This window comes from Brevibacterium sp. Z349TD_9, from assembly GCF_056173565.1.
Map to the genome: position 1 here is coordinate 3,308,039 of NZ_CM149680.1, position 22,512 is coordinate 3,330,550.

The window sequence follows — 22,512 nt, forward strand, 5'->3', positions numbered from 1 at the left end:
GTGGATCGGGGACTCAGACCGCGTAGCCGAGGAGGGAGGGCAGCCACAGGCTGAGGAAGGGGACGACGGAGATGAGGAGGAGGGTGGCGAGCATCGGGACGAAGAACGGCAGGGTTCCCTTGATCACCGTCGTCACCGGATACTTCGTCACCGAGGAGAGGACGAAGAGGACGAGGCCCACGGGTGGGGTGAGCAAGCCGATGAGGAGGTTGAAGATGATCATGATGCCGAAGTGGACGGGGCTGAGTCCGAACACCTCGGCGACGGGGAGGAGAACGGGGACGAGGATGAGGATCGCCGAGGTGGGCTCGAGGACGCAGCCGATGATGAGCAGGAGGAGGTTGACGAGGATGAGGAAGACGATGGGGCGGTCGGTGATGGACAGGAGCACCTCGGCGGCGAGCTGGGGTGCCTGTTCGCGGGCGAGGACCCAGCCGAAGAGGGCGGCGCCGGCGACGATGATGAGGATCCCGCCGGTCGTCTCGACGGCGGTGACGAGGGCGTGTTTGACCTTCGGCCACGTGAAGTTGCCGTAGACGATCGCGAGGATGCCGATGTAGGCCACGCCCACGGCACTCGCCTCGGTGGGGGTGAAGATGCCCGAGAGGATGCCGCCGAGGATGACGACGGCGGCCCCGACCGGGGGCAGGGCGCGCAGACCGGACTTGAGGCGGGTGGCGCGGGATGCCTTGGGCAGGCGGAGATCCTCACGATTCCGGGTGAGGAACCAGCACATGATGCTGAGGAGGACGACGAGGAGGACGGCGGGGACGACGCCGGCGACGAAGAGCGCGCCGACGGAGACCCCCGCGGTCACGGCGTAGATGATCGCGGGGATCGACGGCGGCATCATCGGCGCGATGAGGGAGGCGGCACCGGTGATGCCGAGGGAGAAGCCGACAGGGTAGCCGCGGCGGATCATCGCGGGCACCTGGATGCGCCCCATCGCCGCGGCATCGGAGATCGCGGCGCCGGAGACCCAGGAGAAGCCGAAGCTCGTGAGGATGTTGACGTAGCCGAGCGAACCGCGGACGTGGCCGATCGCTGCGACGGCGGCGTCGTAGAGGCGGTCGGTGGCGCCGGAGATGTTCGCGAGGTTGCCGAGCAGGATGAACATCGGCACGGCGAGGATCGCGAAGTCGAAGACGCCGGAGGTCGCCTGTTGGACGGCGAGCGCGGGACTTGAGGACGGGTCGATGGCGATGTAGATGATCGAGGGGACGAGGAGGGCGATGCCGACGGGCACGCGCAGGGCGAGGAGGACGAGGAGGGCGGCCAGCATGAGGATGAGGGTCATGTCAGAGGCCTTCCATATGAGCTGCGGTGTCAACGGTGTCGGGGTTCTCGTCGGGGTGCTTGGCGACCATGACGAACTCGATGATCGTGTGGATGAAGATGAGGATGAAGCCGATCGTCGCGGCGAGGTAGAGCAGGGCGGTCGGCAGTCCGGAGGCCGGCATGGCGATCGCTGCGACGATGTCGACCATCATGATTCCGGCGACGGCCATGAACGCCGAGACCGCGAGGACGACGAGGCGGGCGAAGGTGCCGATGGCCCGGGCGACTCTCCGGGGGACGACCGTGGCGATGAGGTCGACTGTGATGTGGGAGCGGCGGGAGGTGACGTAGGCGGCGGCGAGGAACGTCAGCCACACGAGGGTGAGGCGGGCGACCTCCTCGGTCCACGACAGGGGGCTGTCGAAGACGTAGCGGGTGATGACTTGGAGGAGGACGAGGGCGAAGACGCCGACCATGAGGAGGATGCCGATCGCGCGCTCGAGGCTGATCGCCCAACGATAGAGGGCGCTTCGCCGTTCGAAGGAGTCCTTGTCGAAGGCGAGCGTCGCCTCGGCGTCGGCGATGGTGTCGCTGCCGGGAGTGTCGGGGTTCATCAGTTCTCCTCCCCCGCGTCCGAGCGAGCGTCTTCGAGGGACTTCTTCACCGCCAGGTACGTGTCACCCCAGGTGACGCGCTTGGGCAGCTCCTCGGCGACGAGGTCGCGGAAGGCCTGGATGTCGACGTCCTCGACGACGTTGATCTCCCCGGTCTCCTTCCAGTCGGCGAGAATCTCCTTCTCCTGCTTGAGGGTGCACTCCTCGACGCGAACGCGGGCGTCGTCGATCGCGGCGAGGAGGGTGTCGCGCTTGCTCGAGTCCATCGATTCGAGGAGCCGTTCGTTGCCGACGAGGTAGACGCCCTGGACGATGTGCTCGGTGATGCTGATATAGTCCTGGACCTCGTAGAACTTCGCCGAGGCGATCGTCGGGATCGGGTTCTCCTGGGCGTCGATCGTGTTCTGCTGGAGGCCCAAGTAGACCTCGCTCAGAGCCATCGGGGTGGCCGTGGCCCCCATGATGGAAAGCGTCGTGAGGTAGAGGGGTGCGTCGGGGGTGCGGATCTTCAGGCCCCTGAGGTCATCCGGGGTGCGGACCGGCTTGTTCGCGGTGACCTGGCGGGCACCGTAGTAGAAGTTGCTCACGACCCGGAGGTCGGTCTCGGCGGCCATGTCGTCGAAGACTCCGGACATGATCTCGCCGGTCGTCGCGGCTTGGAGTTCGGCGGCGTCCTCGGCGAGGTAGGCTCCGTCGAGGACGGCGGCCTCGGGATGCCAGGCCCCGAGGAAGGACGGGCCGCTGTTGACGAAGTCGAGGGCGCCGGTGGCGACCTGTTCGACCATCTCGGCTTCGCTGCCGATCTGCGCTGCCGGGTAGACGAGGACGTTGAAGCCCTTGCCGGCGAGCTCCTCCTTCATCGGTTCGAGGCCGCACGAGTTGACGGGGTGGCTGGCTTCGTAGACGTTGCCGATGCGGATCGTCGTCGCGTCGGGATCGACCTCCTCGACGGCGGCGCGATCGACGTCGACGGGCTGGAACATCGCGCAGCCGGTGAGCACGAGCGCGGATGCCCCGGCGGTGATCATCGTGATCAAGCGCTTCTTCATGGACTCTCCTCAAGCCGTCCCACCTCGATGTGGGACGTCACGACGGTGTGACAAGCTGATGGGTGGAGCACCCAGGTGCATGAATGTATAGCTTTTGGAGAAATCGTATAGGTTGAATGTGACCTGCACAACTCGCAGGTCTCGAGAATCGGTCAGCGAATGCTCGGCTGCTCCTACGAAAATCACAGCGCGCCCTACTAAAATGAACCCGGATCTGGGCCGACGATCGGCCCTGTGAAGACAGTGAACGAGGAGGAATTCCCGTGGCGAAGCAAACCATGGTGCAGAAGGGTCTCGACAGAGCGGCGAAGCTCGCCGTCAATGAGGACGGAACCCTCAATCCGCGTACCGAGTCCGTGCTCTCGAAGCTGCTGTCGGTGCAGCGGCCGGTGGCTCTCGCGTACGTGCGCTCGCTGCGCAGGCGGAATCCGGATGCGACGCCCGAGGAGCTCGTGGAAATCATCCGCAAGCACTACCGTGCCCTCACCACGACCGGCGGCGCGGCCGTCGGTGCGACCGCGGCAGTGCCCGGGCTCGGCACCATGGCAGCGCTCGGCTTCGCAACGGCGGAGACCGCGGGATTCCTCGAGGTGACGGCGCTCTTCGCCCAGTCGATCTCGGAGATCCACGGTCTGCCGGTCAACGATCCGGCTCGCGCGAATGCGCTGGTCCTCGGGCTCATGCTCGGCAAGGACGGGAAGAACCTCGTCCAGCGCTTCGGCAAGCAGCAGGTGGGAGCCGACGCCCTCCTCGGCGATTGGGGTGCGACGCTGACGAAGCAGCTGCCGGCACCGGTCGTCGACATGCTTCTGCGGAAGCTGCGGAAGACCTTCATCCGCAAGTTCGCCGCGCGCGCCGGCGGTTCCCTCTTCGGTCGTCTGCTGCCGTTCGGCATCGGCGCGGTCATCGGCGGTGTCGTCAACGCGAAGATGGCGAAGAAGGTCGCCGACGAGTCGAAGACCGCCTTCGGCGCCGCGCCGACGGTGTTCCCGCTCGAGACCGATCCTCAGTTCGTCGCTGAGAAGAGCGACAACAAGCTGCTCGGAACGCTCAAGAGCCTCACCGGGCTTGGCAAGAAGGGCAAGGACTCCGTCGACAGCGAAGTCGTCGACGGGGGAGTCGAGAAGGACGCCACGAAGTACGACGCGGACTCGGCCGTGACGGACTCGTCGAAGCGGTCGCGGGAGATCGGCCGCTGAGATGACGACGGCGACACATCGTCGCCGATGACGCGTCGAGAGGGCGCCCCGCGGATGTCGCGGGGCGCCCTCTCGGATTTGGTCGCAGGGCACCCTCTCGGGTTTGAGTGAAGCCCCGTTCTGGACCTAGTATTGGGGAGTCTCCGACAGCCTCTTCTGGGCGCTTGCCCATGCCGATCTGTCGGGACCGGGCCTCTAGCTCAGTTGGTAGAGCAGCGGACTTTTAATCCGCGGGTCGTGGGTTCGATCCCCACGGGGCCCACCATTGAAACAAGCGCCTCACCAGGGAAAACTCTGGTGGGGCGCAAGTCGTCCCATTCTCTCTCTGGCGACCGCTGGCGCGATAGATCATGACAGCATAAGCGACGCCCGGGACAAACCCGAGGAAACGCTCACCACCCTTCTCACCCACCCGAAGCATTACTGTCCTCAGGTCTGCAATCCGCAGGGCGATGCCGAGCGGTCCGCGAACCTCAAGTGCTTCGTGATGTCAGTGCCGTACGGCAAACTTCTTCAAGTAAGTTCAGGAGTAGGTTGATAAAATAATGCTTCGCAAGGAGGGAGACACAGTCATGACTGTCATGTATGAAAACGAGGGGGAGCTCGCGTCCCGGAAGGCTGCGATCCTGGAAGAGCTACACATGACGCCTGAAGAGCTCGAGGAAAACGCTGGAAACTACAAGCTCGATGCCGGCCAGCGAGTTCTCTACCGGGAGTATCACATTTTAGCGAGTCTGAGTGGCGACTGACTTTGACCCTCCCGACGACGAATTTCGGACTCTAGATCAAGCGGTAAACGTCTTCCTCGATGAGATAGTTTCGACAATTAAGAAATCTCTCAATTGCGATCTTGTGGTAAACGATTCGTATGTATCTCCATCGAAAAGAAACGCCGCAGAATCAAGCAGTGGGTTCCGAACAGGCCATCAGCTTGCAGTTTCCTTGAGGGTGGATGGCATACCAACCTACAGACTTGAAGCCACCTATCTTCTAATCTGGAACGGCACGCGAGAGTTCATCGCCGTAAGCACTTCGACGTTTGGCGTGTTCATTGAGGGGTCAAATGAACCATTATTCCACTACGACTATTACCGGGAGCCTAGAGGCAAGAACGCGGGCGCGCATTTAAATATCCATCACAATCGCGAAGACCTGCGAGCCGCCCGGTGGTGTCATAGCGTCGAAGCAACACTCCCGGTCGGCGGGGGTCTGATCGGTGGAGTGTGCAGATGGCGCGGGTGGGGTTGTCGTTCAGCGACAGGTCGGAGATCTCGGCGGCCTCGAAAGCGGGCTGGTCGGTGCGGAGGATCGCCCGTCACCTGGGGCGTTGCCCGTCGGTGATCTCGCGGGAGCTTCACCGGAACTCGACGAAGACCCGCGGCTACCAGGCCGTGACCGCAGACGTCAGAGCGCAGCGTCGGCGAGCTCGCCCGCAGCAGCGGAAGGTCGCGGGGGATCCGGTGCTGCAGGCGAGGGTGGACGCCGACCTGGCCGCGTCCTGGACGCCGAACGAGATAGCGGGCCGGTTGCGTCTGGAGGCGACAGACCCGACCGTTGAACGCATGGCGAACTCTCCTGACGCACGCGGCCGAACCGTCTCCGGTGAGGCTATCTACCAGTACATCTACGCAATCCCGAAGGGTGAGCTCGCCCGCAAGGGCATCTTCCTGCAGTCCAAGCGGACCAAGCGCCGACCACGTACGACCGGGCGGACGCGCGGTGGCCCAATCGTAGGTATGGTCCCGATCGCGGAGCGAGGTGAGGACGCCGCCCAGCGTCGGGTGCCGGGGCACTGGGAGGGTGACCTGATCATCGGGAAGAACGGCACCTCGTGCGCGGCGACGCTGGTGGAGCGGATGAGCGGGTTCACCGGGCTGCTGGCCCTGCCCTCGAAACACGCCGAGCCAACCGCTGACGCGGTCATCGAGTTTTTCAACGACCTGCCCGAGATGATGAAGGCATCGTTGGCGTGGGACCAGGGCAGCGAGATGGCCCAGCACGCGAAGGTCTCCCTGGCCACGGCGATGCCGGTCTACTTCGCCGATCCCCACTCGCCCTGGCAGAGGCCCAGCAACGAGAACACGAACCGGCTCTACCGGGAGTATCTGCCCAAGGGCACGGTGATCCCCGATCACCAGCCCTACCTCACCACCATCGCCGAGGAGATCAACAATCGACCCCGCCGCCGACTGGGCTATCTCACGCCCACCGAGGCATTCGCTCGACTGCTCGCCGGCGAGCCCCATGTTGCTTCGACGCCTTGACATCGCCCCCTACTCAAAGGTGGAAAGTATCACAAGGCCAAGGCAAGACATAAGCAACTGACCAAGGGAAAAACTCTGAGCGACTCAGAACTCCACTATCCACTTGGAGGTCCGAGATTTAGACCATGCCTAGAGGACGTTATACAGTTCATGATCTACGAGCTGGGCGTTGACACCAAGGTGGGATGGGAGCAGGTTCTAAACAACGGTAGAACCCGATGGCGTGAACGTCAGTTGCGCACGGCAGTCACGGACAATTTACACGTGGCCGCTGAAGTGCTCCGCAGTCGCGGTTTCACGGTCGAAGGCGGACCCGAACCCGATCGAAACATCAGGCGGTTAACCGAACTGTAATTCAATCAGGCTTTGCCATTTCACTCTCGTGAATCAAGCGCTTTCATGTACGGCAAAAGGCTGGTCATGCATATTTTCAATCAAGAAGGCCGTCGCAGAAGTATGATGAGTGAAGGTTGAACTTCCGGTTCTCCATAAAATGGTCACCTTCTTACGAGAGTCGCGAACAATCATTCACACCCGACGCCTTCGCCGTCACGGTCGAGGTGGCGACCATAGCCGGGATCCCCGACTCGGACCGGCGCAGCGCCGGCAGCTCGCGCCGCCGTGCAGTTCTTGTAGTACACAGATCCACTGAACGAATCGCGTTTCGGTTCCGGTTCGTCTGCTGGCTTCTCCGGTGCGGGTGCCGGCTTCTCGACAGGCTTCTTCGTCTTCGTCGGGGTCGATTCGACCTTGACGTTGTCACCGTCGCCTGCAGCGGGCCACGACACATCCTCGGTGAACGCCGGCTCGTCCTCGCATGACTCGAGCACGCTCGTCATCGCGTCCCGTTCAGCTCTGACCACCCACAGACCGTACTTGTGCTTGACCGCAATCTGTCGTGAGACGTACTCACAGCGAAAGCTCTTCTGCGGAGGCAGCCACGTCGCCGCATCTCCGTCCCCCTTCTGACGATTGAGCGTCGAGCTCACCGCAAGGAGATTGAGCGGATCGTTGCCGAACTCCTCAAGCTCAGTCTCATCGAGGCCCTGCGCTCCCGTCTGCCACGCATTCGAACGAGCCACCACGTGATCGATGTCGATGTTGTTCGGGTCCCGATCGAAGGCATAGGTCTCACCGAGATACGGGTCAGCGAGCCGCCCCGCGATCACTGCGCACCCGTTCGACCCGAGCTTGAGTGTGATGTCCGTGAGGTCGCGCCTGAGCACATCATTCCTCGTGTCGCATCCGTTGCGGTCGACGTCCGCTCTCCACCGGAACAGATCCGCGTCGTACCCGGTCTTCGGTGCCCGGCCTTTCGTCTCAAGGTCGGCCAGCATGGCCAGGGCCGTGCCTGGGTCAGCCGTCTTCGTCGGCGTCGGCACCGCGGTCGTCGGCGTTGACTCCGGGCTCGCAGGTGCCGTCGTCGCCTGCCCTCCAGAGACGGTCTCTGCTGCAGTCTCGTCCGGCGCACCTCCGACAATGACTGAGATGAACGCGGCGATGACGATGACGGCGATCGTGAGGCAGCCGCCTCCGCCGCAGCCGAGACCGACCTTCGCGCCGGTGGAGAGCTTTTCGGGCATGCTTGATTCCATTCGAAGAGTGTTACGTCGTCCATGGCCCGTGGACGACTTGATCGGCGCCCCCGCTCCACTGCAGGTGTAGAGCCGCACCGCCTCAGGAATGCTATCCGACCCTCACGACGACCACGTCGCCCGGGTCCGGGCCGCTACCCCAGCCCGCCGGCGAAGAACCGGTCGAGCGCCGGCTCCTCGATCTCACCCAAGCGTTCGTTGAGCTCTCGGAAGAGCTGCCACTGGGCGAAACCCGGCCAATCGTCGGGCAAGAGCTCCGGGGGCAGCTGCGGATCAGTGCGGGTGAGCGTCAGCCAGTCGAAGTGGAGCTCCACCCTGCGCACGAGCGCCTCGGTCGGTGACAGCCCTGAGACCGCGCACGCCCGCCACTTCTTCCCGAACGCCTCATAGGCCACCGCCAGCTCGTCGAGGTCGAACGCGTCGACGAGCATCGCATCTGTCGTCGGCGGCTGCAGCTCCCCATAGACGACGACCGGCGCGACCTCACACGCCTCCTCGCCGAGGATGTCCTCGACATCGACCTTGGCCGGAGCCACCCAGGTGCCGCCGTCGATGCGACCGAACCCCGCCCACGACAGCCGGGAGGAGAGCCTGTGCCGCAGGGCCCGCTTCGACTCAGGCACCTGAATGCGCACGAGCGTCCACCGCCCGTCCCAGTCCCGCGGCCGCTCACCGACGAACATCTTCCGCCCTCCGCCGAGGAGGATCTCCCGAGCCGGCTCACTCACGGTGTAGAACGTCTTCCGCCCGTCCTTGCGCCGAACGATGAACCCCTTCGCCGCATTGCGCTGGAGAACCGACCGTGCGGCCGCTTCGCCGACGCCCAACTCCCCCATGACGAAGACGATCGACGTCCCGCTCAGGGGCGTTGGATCATCGGTCATGTGCAGACCGGCGAGCGCGAGGAAGAGCGACTGCGGATGAACGGACATGCCGCCACACTATCGCCTCGACGGACCCCTTCCTCCCTTGACACGAAACTATATTCTGCAAACTATTGCAGTGTCGCCAACCGAATGCATAGTATTCACAAGAGGCCGGCGACGTCATAGGATTGCCGCCTTTTCAGCCACAGAATCAGCGAGGATCCCATGGCTTCGAGAAAATCGCCCACTATGCTCAAGAGGGCCGCAGCGTCCGCGTACCTCGGCAGCGTCATCGAGTACTACGACTTCTTCCTCTACTCCGTCTGCGCCGCCCTCGTCTTCAAAGACGTCTTCTTCTCCAACCTCCCGCCGCTCGTCGGCACGCTCGCGAGCCTCGCGACGTTCGCCACCGGCTACCTGGCGCGCCCGCTCGGCGGCATCGTCTTCGGCCACTTCGGCGACAAGCTCGGCCGCAAACGCATGCTCGTCATCAGCATGTTCACCATCGGCATCGCCTCGACCCTGATCGGCGTCCTGCCCACCTACGACCAGGCCGGCATCGTCGCCCCGCTCCTGCTCATCCTCATCCGCGTCGTCCAGGGCATCGCCATCGGCGGCGAATGGGGCGGGGCGACCCTCATGTCCGCCGAGCACTCGACGACCAACCGCGGCTTCTGGGCGAGCTTCACCAGCGCCGGTGCCCCCAGCGGACAACTCGTCTCGGCCGCCGTCGTCGCCGGCACCCTCTCGGTCATGGGCGTCGATCAGTTCGTCGCCTGGGGCTGGCGCCTGCCGTTCCTCGCCTCGATCATCCTCCTCGTCGTCGGCGTCGTCGTCCGCGCCGCCGTCGACGAATCCCCCGAATTCCTCCGTGCCAAGGAACGCACACGCCCCACATCGATCCCGATCCTCGCGACCCTGCGCAAGCAGCCGGTCACCCTCCTCCTCTCGATCGGGGTGGGCCTCTCCGCGTTCATGTTCCAGGGCCTGCTCACCACGTACTCCGTGGCCTACGGCGTCCAGATCGGCGTCGACCAGCAGACCATCCTCAACGCCCTGACCTTCTCCTCCTTCTTCGCGATCTTCGGCATCATCCTCTGGTCGAGGCTCTCCGACGCCGTGGGCCGCCGCCCGCTCGTCATCTCCGGCGCCATCCTCATCGCCGCCTGGAGCTTCGCGCTCTTCCCGCTCATCGACACGAAGAACGGCGTCCTCATCACCATCGGCATGATCATCGGCCAAGGCGTCATCCACCCGATGATCTACGGTCCCCTGGCCGGCTTCTACACCGAGCTCTTCGACACCGAGCACCGCTACACCGGTGCCTCGCTCGGCTACCAGTTCGCCGGCCTCGGCGCGGGCATCTCCCCCGTCCTCTTCGCCGCCATCATGAACGCCAACGGCGGCTCGACGACCCTGCCGCTCTCCCTCGTCATCGCCGCCGTGGCCGTCGTCAGCATCCTCTGCATCCTCCGCCTCGGCGAGACGAAGTCCCGGGTCCTCTCCGAGCAGGTCGCCGCCGACGCCGTCGTCGCAGACACCGCCCCGGCGAATCCCGCTGATCCGACGGCGTCCACCGCGCAGGCTGCACCGACCGCCCCGGCAGCCCCGACAGTCCCACCTCAGTCGACGCCCGCCGACCCGTCCGCGCGCACCCCGGAAGGACAGAAGCCGTGACCGTCGTCCACCCCAGCCTCGCGAAACTCTCCGAACGCCAGGCCACCGACTACGGCGAGACGACCGCGATTCGCTTCGCCGGCATCGACCACTCCTACGCGGACATGCATGAGCGCGCGCTCATTGCCGCCACCGAACTCCATGCAGCAGGCATCCGCCGAGGCGACCGGGTCGCCTACCTCGGACCCAACCACCCAGCCTTGGTCGTCACACTGCTCGCGTGCCTGCGCCTCGGCGCGATCTTCATCCCGCTCAACTGGCGCCTGGCCCCGGCCGAGCTCGACTTTCAGCTGACGAACGCCGACGTCTCCCTCCTGCTCGTCGCCCCCGAGCTCACCGACACCGCGACAGCGCTCACGGTCGACGTCCCCACCGAGGCGGTGCGCTGGGACCCGGCCCCCGCCTCGGCGAGGGGACCGATCATCCCCGCCGCCGAGGTCGACGGCAGCGACCCCGCCCTCCTCCTCTTCACCTCCGGGACGACCGGGCGGCCGAAGGGCGCGGTCCTCACGCATGCGAATCTGCTGTGGAACTCCTTCAACCTCCTCCTCAACACCGACCTCACCGCCTCAGACGCCACACTCGTCGCCGCACCGCTCTTCCACGTCATCGGCCTCAACCAGCAGGTGCTCACAAGCTACCTGCGCGGGGCTCGGATCCTCCTCGAGGCGAAGTGGGATCCTGACCGGGCCTTCGACGCGATCGACGATGAGGGCCTGACGTGGATGGCAGGGGTGACGACGATGTTCGCCGACCTGCTCCACTCGCCGAGGTGGGAGACGACCGACCTGACATCGCTGCGGTTCGTCAACTCCGGCGGCGCCCCCATCCCCGTCGCCCTCATCCACGCCTTCCAGGACAGGGACATCCTCTTCTGCCAGGGGTACGGACTCACCGAGACCTCACCAGGGGCGACCTTCCTCCCGGGCTCCTTCGCCCTGGCCAAACCCGGGTCGGCCGGGCGTGCGGTCCCCTTCACGGAGGTGGCCGTCCGCGACCTGTCGGGCAATCCTTGCGAGGCCGGGCAGACCGGGGAGATCGTCGTCCGAGGTCCCAACGTCATGACCGGCTACTGGGACAACCCCGCCGCCACCAAGGCCGCGTTCTCCCCCGGCGGCTGGTTCCACACCGGCGACATCGGCTACCTCGATTCGGACGGGTTCCTCTTCATCGTCGACCGGCTCAAGGACATGTTCATCTCCGGCGGTGAGAACGTCTACCCCGCCGAGGTGGAGTCCGTCCTCTTCGAACACCCCGCCGTCGCCGAGACGGCGATCGTCGCCGCCGACGACGACCGCTGGGGCGAAGTCGGTCACGCCTTCATCGTCGCCGCCGAGGCGCAGACCCCGGATCCGGAGGAGCTGCGCGAATTCCTGCTCGCCCGCCTCGCGAAGTACAAGGTCCCGAAGTACTTCGACATCGTCGACTCCCTCCCGCGCACCGGTTCGGGCAAGGTCCACAAGGGGACCCTGCGCCGCACCGGCCCGCTCGGCGCCCACTCGGCCACCACCGAAACCACCACAGGCCGAACCACCCCTGCACCGACCAAGGACGCACCATGACCTCTGAGACCGCCCTCCCCACTCCCACCTCGCCCCTCGACCTCGGCGAGACGCTGACCTTCGAGTGCGACGGCGCGATCGGCATCCTCACCCTCGATCGCGCCGCGAAACGCAATGCCCTTGACGATGCGACGATCGCCCGCCTCGGCGAGTTCTTCACCGATCCTCCCGAGGGCATCCGCGCGGTCGTCCTCACTGCCGCCGGCGAGCACTTCTGCGCAGGCCTCGACCTGTCTGAGATGACCGACCGCGACGCGGTCTCCGGCCTCCACCACTCCCGCCGCTGGCATGCGACGATGAACGCGATCGCCGAATCCGCGATCCCCGTCGTCGCCGTCGTCCAGGGCGCGGTCATCGGCGGCGGCCTCGAACTCGCGAGCGCCGCGCACCTGCGCGTTGCCGAGGACTCCGCGTACTTCGCCCTGCCCGAAGGCAAGCGAGGCCTCTTCGTCGGCGGAGGCGCCTCGGTGCGGGTCCCCCGCCTCATCGGGCTCACCCGGGTCCAGGACATGATGCTCACCGGTCGGTCCTTCGACGCCGTCGAAGCCGAGACGATCGGCCTCGTCAACTACCGGGTCCCCGCAGGCGCGGGGGCGGCGAAGGCCCGTGAGCTCGCCGCCGCGATCGCCTCGAACTCCAAGGTGACGAACTACGCGATCACCCAGGCCCTGCCGCGCATCGTCGAATCCGGCCGCGACGAGGGCTACATGATGGAGTCCCTCATGGCCGCCGTCGCCCAGTCGAGCACCGAGGCGAAGGCCCTCATGCGCGACTTCCTCGATGGCACCGGCCCCAAAGTGAGAAAGTGAGAGGGCAGACGATGACGCGAATCATCCGCGAGACCCCCGCCGACGCGACCGAGACCAGCCGGATCGGCGACTTCCTCCGCTTCGCCGGGCAACGGCGCGGCAGCGCGTTCACCGGCTGGGACGATCTCCATGCGTGGTCGGTCACCGACATCGAGGACTTCTGGGAGACCGTCTGGGACTACTTCGGGGTGATCTCCCACAGCCCGTACGACACGGTGCTTCGCGAGCGGATCATGCCGCACGCGCAGTGGTTCCCCGGCGCCACCCTCAACTACGCCGAGCACTCCCTCGGCACCCCTGAGCAGGCAGGCGACATCGCCGTCACCGCGGTGTCCCAGACCCGGGAGGAGGTCACGTTCACCTTCGCACAGCTGCGCGCCGAAGTGGCCCGAGTCCGTTCCGGCCTCCTTGAGATGGGCGTGGGTCCCGGCGACCGGGTCGTCGGGTACCTGCCGAACCAGCCCGAAGCCCTCGTCGCCTTCCTCGCGACCGCGAGCATCGGGGCGATCTGGGCGAGCTGCGCCCCGGAGTTCGGCACCCAGTCCGTCATCGACCGCTTCGCCCAGATCGAACCCACCGTGCTCCTCGCGATCCCCGGGTACCGGTTCGGGGCGAAGCCGATCGACCGGAGGGCCGAAGTGGCCGAGATCGCCGCGGCACTGCCCACTCTCACCCACGTCGTCACGGTCGACTACGGCGACTTCGCCGTCGACGATGCGGCCCGCGAGCTCATCGCCGCCGATCGTGTCGCCGCGGCCCCCGACCGGCCGGTCGACGTCGTCGACTACCGTGGGCTCGGTTCCGCCTCGGCGGAGCTCGAGTTCGACCCGGTTCCCTTCGACCATCCGCTCGTCATCCTCTTCTCCTCCGGCACGACGGGCAAGCCGAAGGCGATCGTCCATTCCCACGGCGGGATCCTCCTCGAGACCCTCAAGAACCACGGCCTTCACTTCGACCTCGGCCCCGGGAGCACGTTCTGCTGGTTCTCGACGACGGCGTGGATGATGTGGAATGCGCTCGTGGGCGGGCTCGTCGTCGGGTCTGCGATCGTCATGATCGACGGCAACCCGAACTTCCCGGATTCGAAGGAGCTGTGGCGGATCGCGGCACGGACGAAGGCCACGCTCATGGGGATGGCACCCGGGGCGATCATGGCCGCCCGGAGGGAGGGCTTCTCCCCGACCAAGGAGTTCGACCTCTCCGCTGTCGAGCAGTTCGGGGTCGCCGGTGCCCCGCTGCCGGCCGAGGGCTACGAATGGATCCAGGAGCAGTTCGGGCCGGGCGTCCTCCTCAACGTCGGGTCCGGCGGCACCGATGTGTGCACCGGCATCCTCCAGGCCTCCCCACTCACCCCCGTCTACGCCGGAATGATGTCGGACACCTCGCTCGGCTTCGCCGCCACCGCCTTCGACGCCGACGGCAACGACGTCCGCGATGAGCTCGGGGAACTCGTCATCACCGAGCCGGTGCCGTCGATGCCCGTGACCTTCTGGGGCGAAGGCGGCGACGAACGCTGCCGTCAGGCGTACTTCGACACGTTCCCCGGAGTGTGGCGCCACGGCGACTGGGTGCTGTTCTCCTCCGGCGGGGGCGTCGTCGTCACCGGGCGTTCGGACGCGACCCTCAACCGGGGCGGGGTGCGGTTGGGCACCGCGGACTTCTACTCCGTCCTCGACACCACCCCTGGTGTCCGCGACTCCCTTGTCATCCACCTCGAGGACCCCGACGGCGGGATGGGCGAGCTCGTCCTCTTCATCCAGACAGAGGACGGTATCGTCCTCACCGCCGAGGCGGCCGCCCGGATCCGCACGGAGCTGAAGTCCCGGCTCTCTCCGCGGCACATCCCCGACGAGATCGTCGCGGTCAGCCGCATCCCGCTCGGTCGGACGGGCAAGAAGCTCGAGGTCCCGGTCAAGCGCATCGTCCAGGGCGCGGCAGCGGAGTCCGTGGCGAGCGCAGGCTCCCTCCAGGACCCGCGCTCCCTCGAGGAGTACGTCGAGTACGCCCGCACCCGGGCACAGGCCCGTTCGGAAGGAGTCTCGGCATGAGAGTCGCGATCATCGGCACCGGAGTCATCGGAGCGGCATGGGCGGCAGGGTTCCTCGCCGCCGGACACGAGGTCACCGCGTTCGATCCGGCCCCCGACGCCGAGGCGCGGCTGCGGGACCGGGTGACAGCGGCCCTGTCCGCTGGGGCGGCGACCGCCGGTGGGCCGCCTGCCGACGGCTCAGTCCCCGACGACACCGCAGCTCCACCGGACGGAGACACTCTCGCTGAGGCACTCGAGCGGCTGCGGTACGCCCCTTCGCTCGCCGAGGCGGTGGCCGGAGCCGACTTCGTCCAGGAGAACGGACCCGAGCGCCTCGAGATCAAACAGGACCTGCTCGCCCAGATCGATGCCGCGACTCCCGCCTCGGCGCTCATCGCCTCCTCGACCTCCGGGTTCGCCCCCACGGAGATCGCAGCACAGGCGACGACCGCACCCGAGCGGATCGTCGTCGGTCACCCGTTCAACCCGGCCCACCTCATCCCCTTGGTCGAGGTCGTCGCACACCCGGAAGCCCCTGCAGAGATAGGGCAGCGAGCACTCGAGGTCTACCGGTCGATCGGGAAGAAGCCGATCCTCGTGCGCGCCGAACTGCCCGGTCACGTCGTCAACCGCCTCCAGGCAGCCCTGTGGCAGGAGGCGTACTCGCTCGTCGAACGCGGCGTCGTGTCCGTGTCCGACATCGACACGGCGATCTCGTACGGCCCCGGACTGCGCTGGGCGATCCTCGGCCCGCTTGCGATCCAGCACCTCTCGGGCGGGCCCGGCGGGATGCGCCACCTGCTCGACCATCTCGGGCCGCCGCAGGAGGTGTGGATGCACGATCTGCGGCAGGTCCACCTCGGCGAGGAGCTCAAGGACAAGCTCATCGCCGGAGTCGATGAGGAACTGGCCGGGCGCGACACCGAGGCGATGGCCCGAGACCGCGATGCGATGATCGGGGAGATCCTTGCTCTCCGCCAGCGCTACGAATCGCTGCCGTGACCGCCCCCGCCCCGGCAGCCATGACGACAGCAGCCCCCACATCTCCCGAGAGACCTCATACGACAGCCGAGAGACAAGGACAGCGATGAGATACGAACCCGCGATCGACACGGCCGCGCTCACCGCCCTCGACGTGCACACCCACGTCGAAGCCGACGACCACGAGCACACGACGCTCGATGCCGAACTCCTCGACGCCTCGGCGGAGTACTTCCGGGCGCCGGTCCCCCGCACCCCCACCGTCGCCGATCTCGCCGCCTACTACCGGGAGCGGAACATGGCTGCGGTGGTCTTCACCATCGACGCGACGACGGCGCTCGGCGGGCATCCCCCGGTCTCGAGTCAGATGATCGCCGAGGAGGCTGCCAGGAACAACGATGTCCTCATCCCCTTCGGATCGGTCGATCCCCTCCGCCCCGCCGAGGCGCTCGCCCGCATCCGCGAGCTCGCCGTCGACTACGGGGTCCGCGGGATGAAGTTCCACCCGAGCCTGCAGGGCTTCGACCCGAGCGACCGCGAGCACTACCCGCTGTGGGAGGCCTGCGCCGAACACGGACTCGTCACGCTCTTCCACACCGGACAGACCGGGATCGGAGCGGGCCTGCCCGGGGGGCGGGGCATCAGGCTGCGGTACTCGGACCCGATGCTCCTCGACGACGTCGCCGCCGACTTCCCCGAGCTGACGATGATCCTCGCCCACCCCTCGGTGCCGTGGGTCGACGCGTCGATCTCGATCGCCACGCACAAGGCGAACGTCTTCATCGACCTCTCCGGGTGGTCGCCGAAGTACTTCCCGCCGCAGCTGGTCCGCGCGATCGGGTCGATCCTCAAGGACAAGACCCTCTTCGGCTCCGACTTCCCGCTCATCACCCCCGAGCGGTGGATGAGCGACTTCGCAGCCCTCGACGTCAAGCCCGACGCCGTTCCGCTCATCCTCAAGGACAACGCGATCAGGGTGCTCGGCCTCAGGTAGACGGGGTCTGCGCCTCGTCGTCGGTGTCGGTGATTCCCAGCCGTTTGGCCAGAGCGAGGCCTTCCCTGGCCCAGCGGATCTCCCCGCGGGCGCGCGCGGCGAGCCCCTCGTACGAGTAGCGTTTGAAGGCGATCGTCGCCTCCCGCTTCTCGTCGGCCGTGACCTCGAGACGACGGTTGAGCATCGGGGAGGTGAGGGAGTCGATCTTCGCGATCTCGCCCTCCCAGGTGTCGAGCTCCTTCTGCCAGTGCTCGATGTGGCTGGTGAGGAACTCCTCGACCGCCTCGGCGTCGGCGGACTCCAGGTATGCGGCCCGCAGGTGGGCCGCATCCCGGATCCGCTGGTACTTCAGCGGGCTGTTCATCCAGTCGACGAATTCCTCATCACCGGAGTCGGTGACGTGGTAGACCTTGCGGGTGCCCGCAGTCCCGCGGGTCTGCTCCTCGGCGACGATGAGCCCCCGGTCGGCCATCTTCCGCAGCTCAGGGTAGATCTGGGAGTCGGGGGCGTGCCAGACGTAGCCGACGGACTGGGAGAAGAGCTTCTGCAGTTCGTAGCCCGAGGTCGGACCGATGCGCAGCACGGCGAGGATCGCGCTTCGCAGGCTCATGGGTGGTTCCTGTTCTGTGGTTCGGCTTCCGCCGACTGCCGATGACCGGGCGAGCATGACGGAAGGGCCCGGGCGGTGTGCCCGAGCCCTTCCAGACTATAGCTGCGACCGGCTACGAGGGTGCCGGTGCGCCGGGGTCTCAGCTCTTCTGTCCGGTGCGCCATCCGCCGCGGTAGGTCTCGCGGGCGACGGTCGAGTACGGCACGGGGCTGACGACGGCCCGGACCTCGGTCTGCTCGTGCGGTTCGACCGAGGCCTTCTTCGTGCCTCCGTCGGGTTCGCCCCAGACGACGGTGAGCTCGGCACCTTCGGGCACATCGGGGTTGACGGTGGCCAGGGAGAGGCCGCGACTCTCGTTCGCCGAGTACCCGGTGAACATCGAGAATCCGACGACGTTGCCGTCGGCGTCGACGACGGAGTCGTAGTTCGCCGAACCGTAATTCGCCAGCGGCAGGTCGAAGAACTTGTAGTGCGGCCCATCGACGTTGAGCAGCGAGGTCCACACCTTGCCGAGGTCCTCCGCGTTCCAGGCGAGGGTGACCTTGCGCCTCTGAGCGGCCGGGTCCATCTTCTCCAGGGCGTCTCGGCCGATGAAGTCGTGGTCGAACTTCACGAAGCTGCCGTAGCCGAGCTCCCACGGGGTGAGGTAGTAGTCCTCGATGTTCTCCGAGACGAACGATCCGGCGAGGGTTCCGGTCGCTTCGTAGGAGTCGGCTCCGAGCCATTCGCGGAAGCCCCGCTCGGCCTCGCCGGTGTAGATCGCCGGCAGCGGGGAGGGGATCCATCCGGATTCGAGGGTGTTCGAGGGGTAGGCCCGAGACCCGACGGGCAGGAGTCCGAACTCGGCGCCCGCCTCGACGATGGCGTCGCGGATCTGGTCGTGGTCCTCATACGGGCCCCAGATCTCCAGGCCCGGTGCCCCGGCCATACCGTGGCGGAGGGTGCGCACCTGCTTGCCGGCGATCGTCATCGTCGACATGTTGAAGAACCCAAGCTTCTCGAGCGGTCCGCCGCCCAGCTTCTCGATGATCGACCACGCGTTCGGGCCCTGGATCTGGAACCGGTAGTAGCGGCGGGAGACCGCGTGGCCGTAGGGCCGCGACGGGGAACGGCGATCGACCTCGATGTCGAGGTTGGGGTAGTCGCCGGACTCGGCGTGGTAGAGCAGCCAGTTCGACGCCGGGGCGCGACCGACGTAGACGTACTCCTCGTCGGCTTCGCGGAAGAGGATGCCGTCGCCGATGACGTGCCCCGAGGCGGTCGTCGGCACGTACTGCTTCGCCTTGTTCACCGCGAAGTTCGCGACCGAGTTGATCGCCGTGTCCGAGATCAGCCTGATGGCGTCGGACCCGCTCAAGAACACGTTGTCCATGTGGTGCGACTGGTCGTAAAGCACGGCGGTGTCCCGCCATGCCTGCTGCTCCTTGATCCAGTTCGTGAAGTCGGCGGGGACGACAGGGTAGATGTAGGAGCCGATCTGGGAGTTGCGCAGGAGCTCGACGGGATTGGTCCGGTCGATGATCTGCTGCAGGTTCTCGGTCATGGTGGTCAAACCTCTCTGTTCTCTTCCGGTGGGTGGTTTCGCTGTCTCCGGCGGGAACCGGATGCGGGGTCAGGCTGGGGATGGTCGGGTTCTGCGAGGGATGATCAGGTGAAGACGATCGTCTGATTGCCGTGGCGGATGACGCGGTCCTCGGTGTGGAGGCGCACGGCCCGGGAGAGGACCTCGCGTTCGACGTAGGCGCCTTTGGCCTGCATGTCGGCGGCGGTCATCGTGTGGGTGACGCGGGTGACGTCCTGTTCGATGATCGGTCCTTCGTCGAGGTCCTTCGTCACGTAGTGAGCGGTCGCGCCGATGAGTTTGACTCCCCTCTCCTTGGCCTTGCGGTAGGGACCGGCGCCGATGAACGCCGGCAGGAACGAATGGTGGATGTTGATGATCGGCACCCCGACGTCCTCGATGAAGTCCTCGGAGAGAATCTGCATGTACCGGGCGAGGACGACGAGGTCGACGTTGCCGTCGAGGAGCTCGCGGATCCGCGCCTCGGCGGCGGACTTGTCCGGTCCCTGCGAGGGAACGTGGAAGTAGGGGATCCCGAACCGGCAGACATCCTCGGCGAGGTCGGTGTGGTTGGAGATGACGAGCGGGATCGTCACCGGCAGCTCCCCGCGCTGGTGCCGCCACAGGAGGTCGAGAAGGCAGTGATCGGACTTCGAAGCGAGGATCGCCATGCGTTTGAGCTCGGAGCCCTCGACGAGGCGCCAGCTGACACCGTGCGGGCCGAGGGTGGCAGCGAGGTCCTCCTCGATCGCCGGGCGAGCGGCGGAGAGTCCCTCCCTGTGGAAGACGACGCGCTGGAAGAAGTCGCCGCCCTCAGGGTCGGTCGTGTACTGATCGAGGGAGACGATGTTGCCGCCGTTGCGGGCGATGAGCGCGGTGATGAGCGAGACGAGTCCCGGCTGATCGGGGCAGGTGACGATGAGCGTCGCGAAGTCGCGGCGGCTCTCGGCCAGAGCGTTCATCCTCACGCTCCCCGGGAGAAGTCGCGGATCCACTCGGCGGTCGCGCTCAGCCCGCCGAAGGTGTAGAAGTGGGTCTTCACGCCCCTGCCGTCTCTTCCGACCTGCGTGTCCGCGGCGAGTTCGGTGATGAAGCGGTCGGGTCCGGCGGTGCCGACGAGGTTGGCCAAGGAGAAGCCGTACTTCTTGATGATGCCGGCGCTCGTGCCGACGCCGAAGCGCTTCGCGTAGCCGATGAGCCGCTTGACGCCGGCCGGTCCCGGGGTGCCCACACGGATGTCGCCGGTGACACCGGCATCGCGGACCTCGGCGACCCATTCGCTGACGCGTTCGGCATCGAAGGCGAACTGACTGATGACGACCTGCCCGAGGCCCTGCTCGGTCAGCGAGGCGGTCTTCGCTCGCAGATGCTCCCACAGGGTCGCGGTGTCGATGTCGGGGTGGCCTTCGGGGTAGCCGGCGACGCTGACCTCGCGGACCCCGTACTCCTGGAGGATGCCGGTGCGGATGATCGAGAGCGAGTCCGGGTAGGGCCCTTCGGGTGTCGCGGGATCGCCGCCGACGACGAAGACGCGTTCGGTGGCATTCACCTCGGCGAGGGCGGCGAGGAAGTCGCGCAGCGCCTGTTCCGAGGTGACACGGCGGGCGGAGATGTGGGGAACCGGGGTGAAGCCGAGCTCGCCGACGGCCTTCGCCGCGGCCACCCGCATCGGCAGGTCCTCGTTGCCGAGGTAGGTGACGTTGATCCGCGTGCCCGGAGCGATCGCCGAGGCTGCCTCCTGAAGATTCGCGACGTCCTTGCCCGTCATCTCGAGAGAGAAGTCCTCGAGGAGGCGGACTGCCGTTGACTCGACCATCTGCGGTTCCTTCCATGAACACTGCTGTGGGCTCACCTCCAACGAAAGCAGAGATTTTTGCCTATGTCCATAGGTATTTGAGATTGTGCGATCTTTGCAGATCTATTGCCCAAGAATGACGCGCTTGGTAGTGTTCACCCCACTGCAATTTGCCTATCTATATAGCTATTTCGCAACGACGCGAGAGCACTTGCTCGCAGAATTCGGAGACCACCGTGGATCTACGTGAACGCATCGACACGTCCCGCATGTCGCCCTACCAGTGGCTGATCGTCGCCATCTGCACGTTCCTCAACGCCCTCGACGGCTATGACGTCCTCGCGATCGCCTTCTCCTCGAACCAGGTGAGTGAGGAATTCGGGCTCTCCGGCACGGCGCTGGGGCTGGTCATGAGTGCGGCTCTGCTCGGTATGGCCATCGGCGCGCTCATTCTCGGTCCGGTGGCCGACCGCATCGGGCGACGGAACATGACGCTCATCGCCCTCGTCGTCAACTGCGCAGGGCTCTTCCTCTCAGCCACTGCCAACTCGGCGACGGAGCTCGGCATCTGGAGAGTCGTCACGGGGCTCGGCATCGGCGGGATCCTCGTGGGGACCAACGTCATCTGCGCCGAATACGCCTCGCTCAAGCGGCGTGGCCTCGTCATCAGCATCTATACCGCAGGCTACGGGGTGGGTGCGGCCTTCGGCGGAATGATCATGGTGTCGCTCATCAGCAGCTTCGGCTGGCGCTCGGTCTTCGTCTTCGGCGGTGCGCTGACGATCGTCGCCATCATCCTCGTCCTCGCGCTCGTCCCCGAATCGGCGGCGTATCTCTACAATCGACAGCCGGCGAATGCGCAGCGTCGCCTCGACGCCATCGCCCGGCGTCTCGGGCACCCGGGGCCAGTCGTCATTGCGCCGGTGCCCGCGTCCGCGAAGGCCGACACCGGGATCCCCGCGCTGTTCAGCAGGCGCAACCGACGGGTGACGGTCGTCGTGTGGGCGACATTCTTCATCATCATGTTCGGCTTCTACTTCGTGAACTCGTGGACACCGAGGCTGATGAACGAAACCGGCCTCGACGACACGATGTCGCTCATCGTCACCGTCGCGCTCACCCTCGGTGGGGCGATCGGGTCGGTGACCTTCGGGCTCTTCACCGGCCGCTGGTCGACTCGGGAAGTGCTCACCGCGTTCTCCGTGGTCGCCGCGATCCTCATGGCGATCTTCATCTTCACCGCTCAGTGGATCGCGCTCGTGCTCGTCGTCGGTGTGCTCGTCGGCATGTTCATCAACGGCTGCATCGCGGGCCTCTATGTGCTCACTCCGCAGTCGTACTCCTCGACGCTGCGCTCGACCGGATCGGGCTGGGGCATCGGCATCGGGCGGTTCGGGGCAATCATCGCGCCGACCGCCACCGGTGCGCTCCTCGACAATGGGTGGAGTCCGCAGGCGATCTACGTCCTCGTCGGGGCGATCATCCTCCTCGCCGCCGTCGTGCTCCTCGGCATGCGCGGGGTCGATGTCGAGGCGAACCGCCGACCAGTGCGCGCCGGAGTCGGCGTGTAGGGCGGTCCTTTTCGCCTCCGGGCCACGAAAGCGCAATTGCCGCCGGGCCGCGGTCGTT

The 22,512-nt window shown here is 66.2% G+C and carries 19 protein-coding genes and 1 tRNA gene; 11 read left to right on the plus strand and 9 right to left on the minus strand.

All coding sequences use genetic code 11. The features are described from left to right. Positions 1-13 precede the first annotated feature (13 nt). From AC0VYB_RS15365 to AC0VYB_RS15375, 3 genes are read right to left on the minus strand one after another with little or no spacing between them, the layout of a single operon-like run. Entirely contained in the window at positions 14-1,297 is a 1,284-nt protein-coding gene (locus tag AC0VYB_RS15365) for a TRAP transporter large permease (protein WP_095376201.1), read from the minus strand. 1 nt (position 1,298) lies between these two features. After that, positions 1,299-1,892 (minus strand): TRAP transporter small permease, encoded by a 594-nt coding sequence (locus tag AC0VYB_RS15370; RefSeq protein WP_095376200.1) that lies wholly within the window; start codon positions 1,890-1,892, stop codon positions 1,299-1,301. Continuing rightward, entirely contained in the window at positions 1,892-2,941 is a 1,050-nt protein-coding gene (locus AC0VYB_RS15375) for a DctP family TRAP transporter solute-binding subunit (RefSeq protein WP_095376199.1), read from the minus strand. The genes AC0VYB_RS15370 and AC0VYB_RS15375 overlap by 1 nt, the downstream gene beginning before the upstream one ends. Before the next feature lie 263 nt (positions 2,942-3,204). On the opposite strand from AC0VYB_RS15375, the gene AC0VYB_RS15380 reads away from it, so the two are divergent. From AC0VYB_RS15380 to AC0VYB_RS15395, 4 genes are all read left to right on the plus strand, one after another. Continuing rightward, positions 3,205-4,140: a hypothetical protein gene (locus AC0VYB_RS15380; protein ID WP_223289909.1), complete on the plus strand. Its 936-nt coding sequence runs from the start codon at positions 3,205-3,207 to the stop codon at positions 4,138-4,140. Positions 4,141-4,329: 189 nt separating this feature from the next. Then, positions 4,330-4,405: transfer RNA gene (locus AC0VYB_RS15385), tRNA-Lys, on the plus strand. Positions 4,406-4,712: 307 nt separating this feature from the next. After that, entirely contained in the window at positions 4,713-4,889 is a 177-nt protein-coding gene (locus AC0VYB_RS15390; protein WP_176472479.1) for a hypothetical protein, read from the plus strand. 480 nt (positions 4,890-5,369) lie between these two features. Continuing rightward, positions 5,370-6,404 carry an IS30 family transposase gene (locus AC0VYB_RS15395; protein WP_009381402.1) on the plus strand — a complete coding sequence of 345 codons (1,035 nt, stop codon included), beginning with the start codon at positions 5,370-5,372 and terminating at the stop codon, positions 6,402-6,404. Between the two features lie 524 nt (positions 6,405-6,928). On the opposite strand, the gene AC0VYB_RS15400 is transcribed toward AC0VYB_RS15395, so the two are convergent. After that, positions 6,929-7,987 (minus strand): GmrSD restriction endonuclease domain-containing protein, encoded by a 1,059-nt coding sequence (locus AC0VYB_RS15400; protein ID WP_095376315.1) that lies wholly within the window; start codon positions 7,985-7,987, stop codon positions 6,929-6,931. A gap of 146 nt (positions 7,988-8,133) precedes the next feature. Further along, positions 8,134-8,931, minus strand: coding sequence for a PaaX family transcriptional regulator (locus tag AC0VYB_RS15405; RefSeq protein WP_144588992.1), 798 nt, complete (start codon positions 8,929-8,931; stop codon positions 8,134-8,136). 183 nt (positions 8,932-9,114) lie between these two features. Here AC0VYB_RS15405 and AC0VYB_RS15410 point away from each other — a divergent pair, with 183 nt between their 5' ends. The 6 genes from AC0VYB_RS15410 (at position 9,115) to AC0VYB_RS15435 (ending at position 16,917) form a co-directional block, all read left to right on the plus strand. After that, a complete protein-coding gene (locus AC0VYB_RS15410) occupies positions 9,115-10,542 on the plus strand; it encodes an MFS transporter (RefSeq protein ID WP_475384803.1) in 1,428 nt (475 codons plus the stop codon). Further along, on the plus strand, positions 10,539-12,104 hold the full coding sequence (locus AC0VYB_RS15415; RefSeq protein ID WP_475384804.1) for an acyl-CoA synthetase: 1,566 nt from the start codon (positions 10,539-10,541) through the stop codon (positions 12,102-12,104). Before AC0VYB_RS15410 ends, AC0VYB_RS15415 begins: the two co-directional genes overlap by 4 nt. Then, the gene (locus tag AC0VYB_RS15420) at positions 12,101-12,913 is read left to right on the plus strand and encodes a crotonase/enoyl-CoA hydratase family protein (RefSeq protein ID WP_391533915.1); all 813 of its coding nucleotides are present in this window, start codon (positions 12,101-12,103) and stop codon (positions 12,911-12,913) included. The genes AC0VYB_RS15415 and AC0VYB_RS15420 overlap by 4 nt, the downstream gene beginning before the upstream one ends. An 11-nt stretch (positions 12,914-12,924) precedes the next feature. Further along, positions 12,925-14,961 carry an acetoacetate--CoA ligase gene (locus AC0VYB_RS15425; protein ID WP_475384805.1) on the plus strand — a complete coding sequence of 679 codons (2,037 nt, stop codon included), beginning with the start codon at positions 12,925-12,927 and terminating at the stop codon, positions 14,959-14,961. Next, positions 14,958-15,944 carry a 3-hydroxyacyl-CoA dehydrogenase NAD-binding domain-containing protein gene (locus AC0VYB_RS15430; RefSeq protein ID WP_475384806.1) on the plus strand — a complete coding sequence of 329 codons (987 nt, stop codon included), beginning with the start codon at positions 14,958-14,960 and terminating at the stop codon, positions 15,942-15,944. Before AC0VYB_RS15425 ends, AC0VYB_RS15430 begins: the two co-directional genes overlap by 4 nt. 85 nt (positions 15,945-16,029) lie before the next feature. Continuing rightward, positions 16,030-16,917: an amidohydrolase family protein gene (locus tag AC0VYB_RS15435; protein WP_144588987.1), complete on the plus strand. Its 888-nt coding sequence runs from the start codon at positions 16,030-16,032 to the stop codon at positions 16,915-16,917. On the opposite strand, the gene AC0VYB_RS15440 is transcribed toward AC0VYB_RS15435, so the two are convergent. The 4 genes from AC0VYB_RS15440 to AC0VYB_RS15455 all read right to left on the minus strand — a co-directional run bounded on the left by AC0VYB_RS15440 (position 16,910) and on the right by AC0VYB_RS15455 (position 20,904). Further along, positions 16,910-17,527 (minus strand): PadR family transcriptional regulator, encoded by a 618-nt coding sequence (locus AC0VYB_RS15440; RefSeq protein WP_144588985.1) that lies wholly within the window; start codon positions 17,525-17,527, stop codon positions 16,910-16,912. The genes AC0VYB_RS15435 and AC0VYB_RS15440 overlap by 8 nt on opposite strands. A 139-nt stretch (positions 17,528-17,666) precedes the next feature. After that, positions 17,667-19,070: a vanillate/3-O-methylgallate O-demethylase gene (gene ligM, locus AC0VYB_RS15445; RefSeq protein WP_095376323.1), complete on the minus strand. Its 1,404-nt coding sequence runs from the start codon at positions 19,068-19,070 to the stop codon at positions 17,667-17,669. Positions 19,071-19,174: 104 nt separating this feature from the next. After that, a complete protein-coding gene (gene purU, locus AC0VYB_RS15450; RefSeq protein ID WP_475384807.1) occupies positions 19,175-20,050 on the minus strand; it encodes a formyltetrahydrofolate deformylase in 876 nt (291 codons plus the stop codon). A 2-nt stretch (positions 20,051-20,052) separates the two neighbouring features. Then, complete coding sequence (locus AC0VYB_RS15455; protein WP_475384808.1) at positions 20,053-20,904, minus strand: methylenetetrahydrofolate reductase; 852 nt, start codon at positions 20,902-20,904, stop codon at positions 20,053-20,055. Positions 20,905-21,152: 248 nt separating this feature from the next. Between AC0VYB_RS15455 and AC0VYB_RS15460 the strand changes: the two genes are divergently transcribed. After that, entirely contained in the window at positions 21,153-22,454 is a 1,302-nt protein-coding gene (locus AC0VYB_RS15460) for an MFS transporter (RefSeq protein ID WP_259824144.1), read from the plus strand. Positions 22,455-22,512: the final 58 nt, after the last annotated feature.

Excerpts from the sequence above, each read along its gene's own strand:
- AC0VYB_RS15365 (WP_095376201.1), bottom strand. The coding sequence starts at position 1,297 with ATGACCCTCATCCTCATGCTGGCCGCCCTCCTCGTCCTCCTCGCCCTG.
- AC0VYB_RS15370 (WP_095376200.1), bottom strand. The coding sequence starts at position 1,892 with ATGAACCCCGACACTCCCGGCAGCGACACCATCGCCGACGCCGAGGCG.
- AC0VYB_RS15375 (WP_095376199.1), bottom strand. The coding sequence starts at position 2,941 with ATGAAGAAGCGCTTGATCACGATGATCACCGCCGGGGCATCCGCGCTC.
- AC0VYB_RS15390 (WP_176472479.1), top strand. The coding sequence starts at position 4,713 with ATGACTGTCATGTATGAAAACGAGGGGGAGCTCGCGTCCCGGAAGGCT.
- AC0VYB_RS15395 (WP_009381402.1), top strand. The coding sequence starts at position 5,370 with ATGGCGCGGGTGGGGTTGTCGTTCAGCGACAGGTCGGAGATCTCGGCG.
- AC0VYB_RS15400 (WP_095376315.1), bottom strand. The coding sequence starts at position 7,987 with ATGCCCGAAAAGCTCTCCACCGGCGCGAAGGTCGGTCTCGGCTGCGGC.
- AC0VYB_RS15405 (WP_144588992.1), bottom strand. The coding sequence starts at position 8,931 with ATGTCCGTTCATCCGCAGTCGCTCTTCCTCGCGCTCGCCGGTCTGCAC.
- AC0VYB_RS15410 (WP_475384803.1), top strand. The coding sequence starts at position 9,115 with ATGCTCAAGAGGGCCGCAGCGTCCGCGTACCTCGGCAGCGTCATCGAG.
- AC0VYB_RS15420 (WP_391533915.1), top strand. The coding sequence starts at position 12,101 with ATGACCTCTGAGACCGCCCTCCCCACTCCCACCTCGCCCCTCGACCTC.
- AC0VYB_RS15425 (WP_475384805.1), top strand. The coding sequence starts at position 12,925 with ATGACGCGAATCATCCGCGAGACCCCCGCCGACGCGACCGAGACCAGC.
- AC0VYB_RS15430 (WP_475384806.1), top strand. The coding sequence starts at position 14,958 with ATGAGAGTCGCGATCATCGGCACCGGAGTCATCGGAGCGGCATGGGCG.
- AC0VYB_RS15435 (WP_144588987.1), top strand. The coding sequence starts at position 16,030 with ATGAGATACGAACCCGCGATCGACACGGCCGCGCTCACCGCCCTCGAC.
- AC0VYB_RS15440 (WP_144588985.1), bottom strand. The coding sequence starts at position 17,527 with ATGAGCCTGCGAAGCGCGATCCTCGCCGTGCTGCGCATCGGTCCGACC.
- ligM (WP_095376323.1), bottom strand. The coding sequence starts at position 19,070 with ATGACCGAGAACCTGCAGCAGATCATCGACCGGACCAATCCCGTCGAG.
- purU (WP_475384807.1), bottom strand. The coding sequence starts at position 20,050 with ATGAACGCTCTGGCCGAGAGCCGCCGCGACTTCGCGACGCTCATCGTC.
- AC0VYB_RS15455 (WP_475384808.1), bottom strand. The coding sequence starts at position 20,904 with ATGGTCGAGTCAACGGCAGTCCGCCTCCTCGAGGACTTCTCTCTCGAG.
- AC0VYB_RS15460 (WP_259824144.1), top strand. The coding sequence starts at position 21,153 with ATGTCGCCCTACCAGTGGCTGATCGTCGCCATCTGCACGTTCCTCAAC.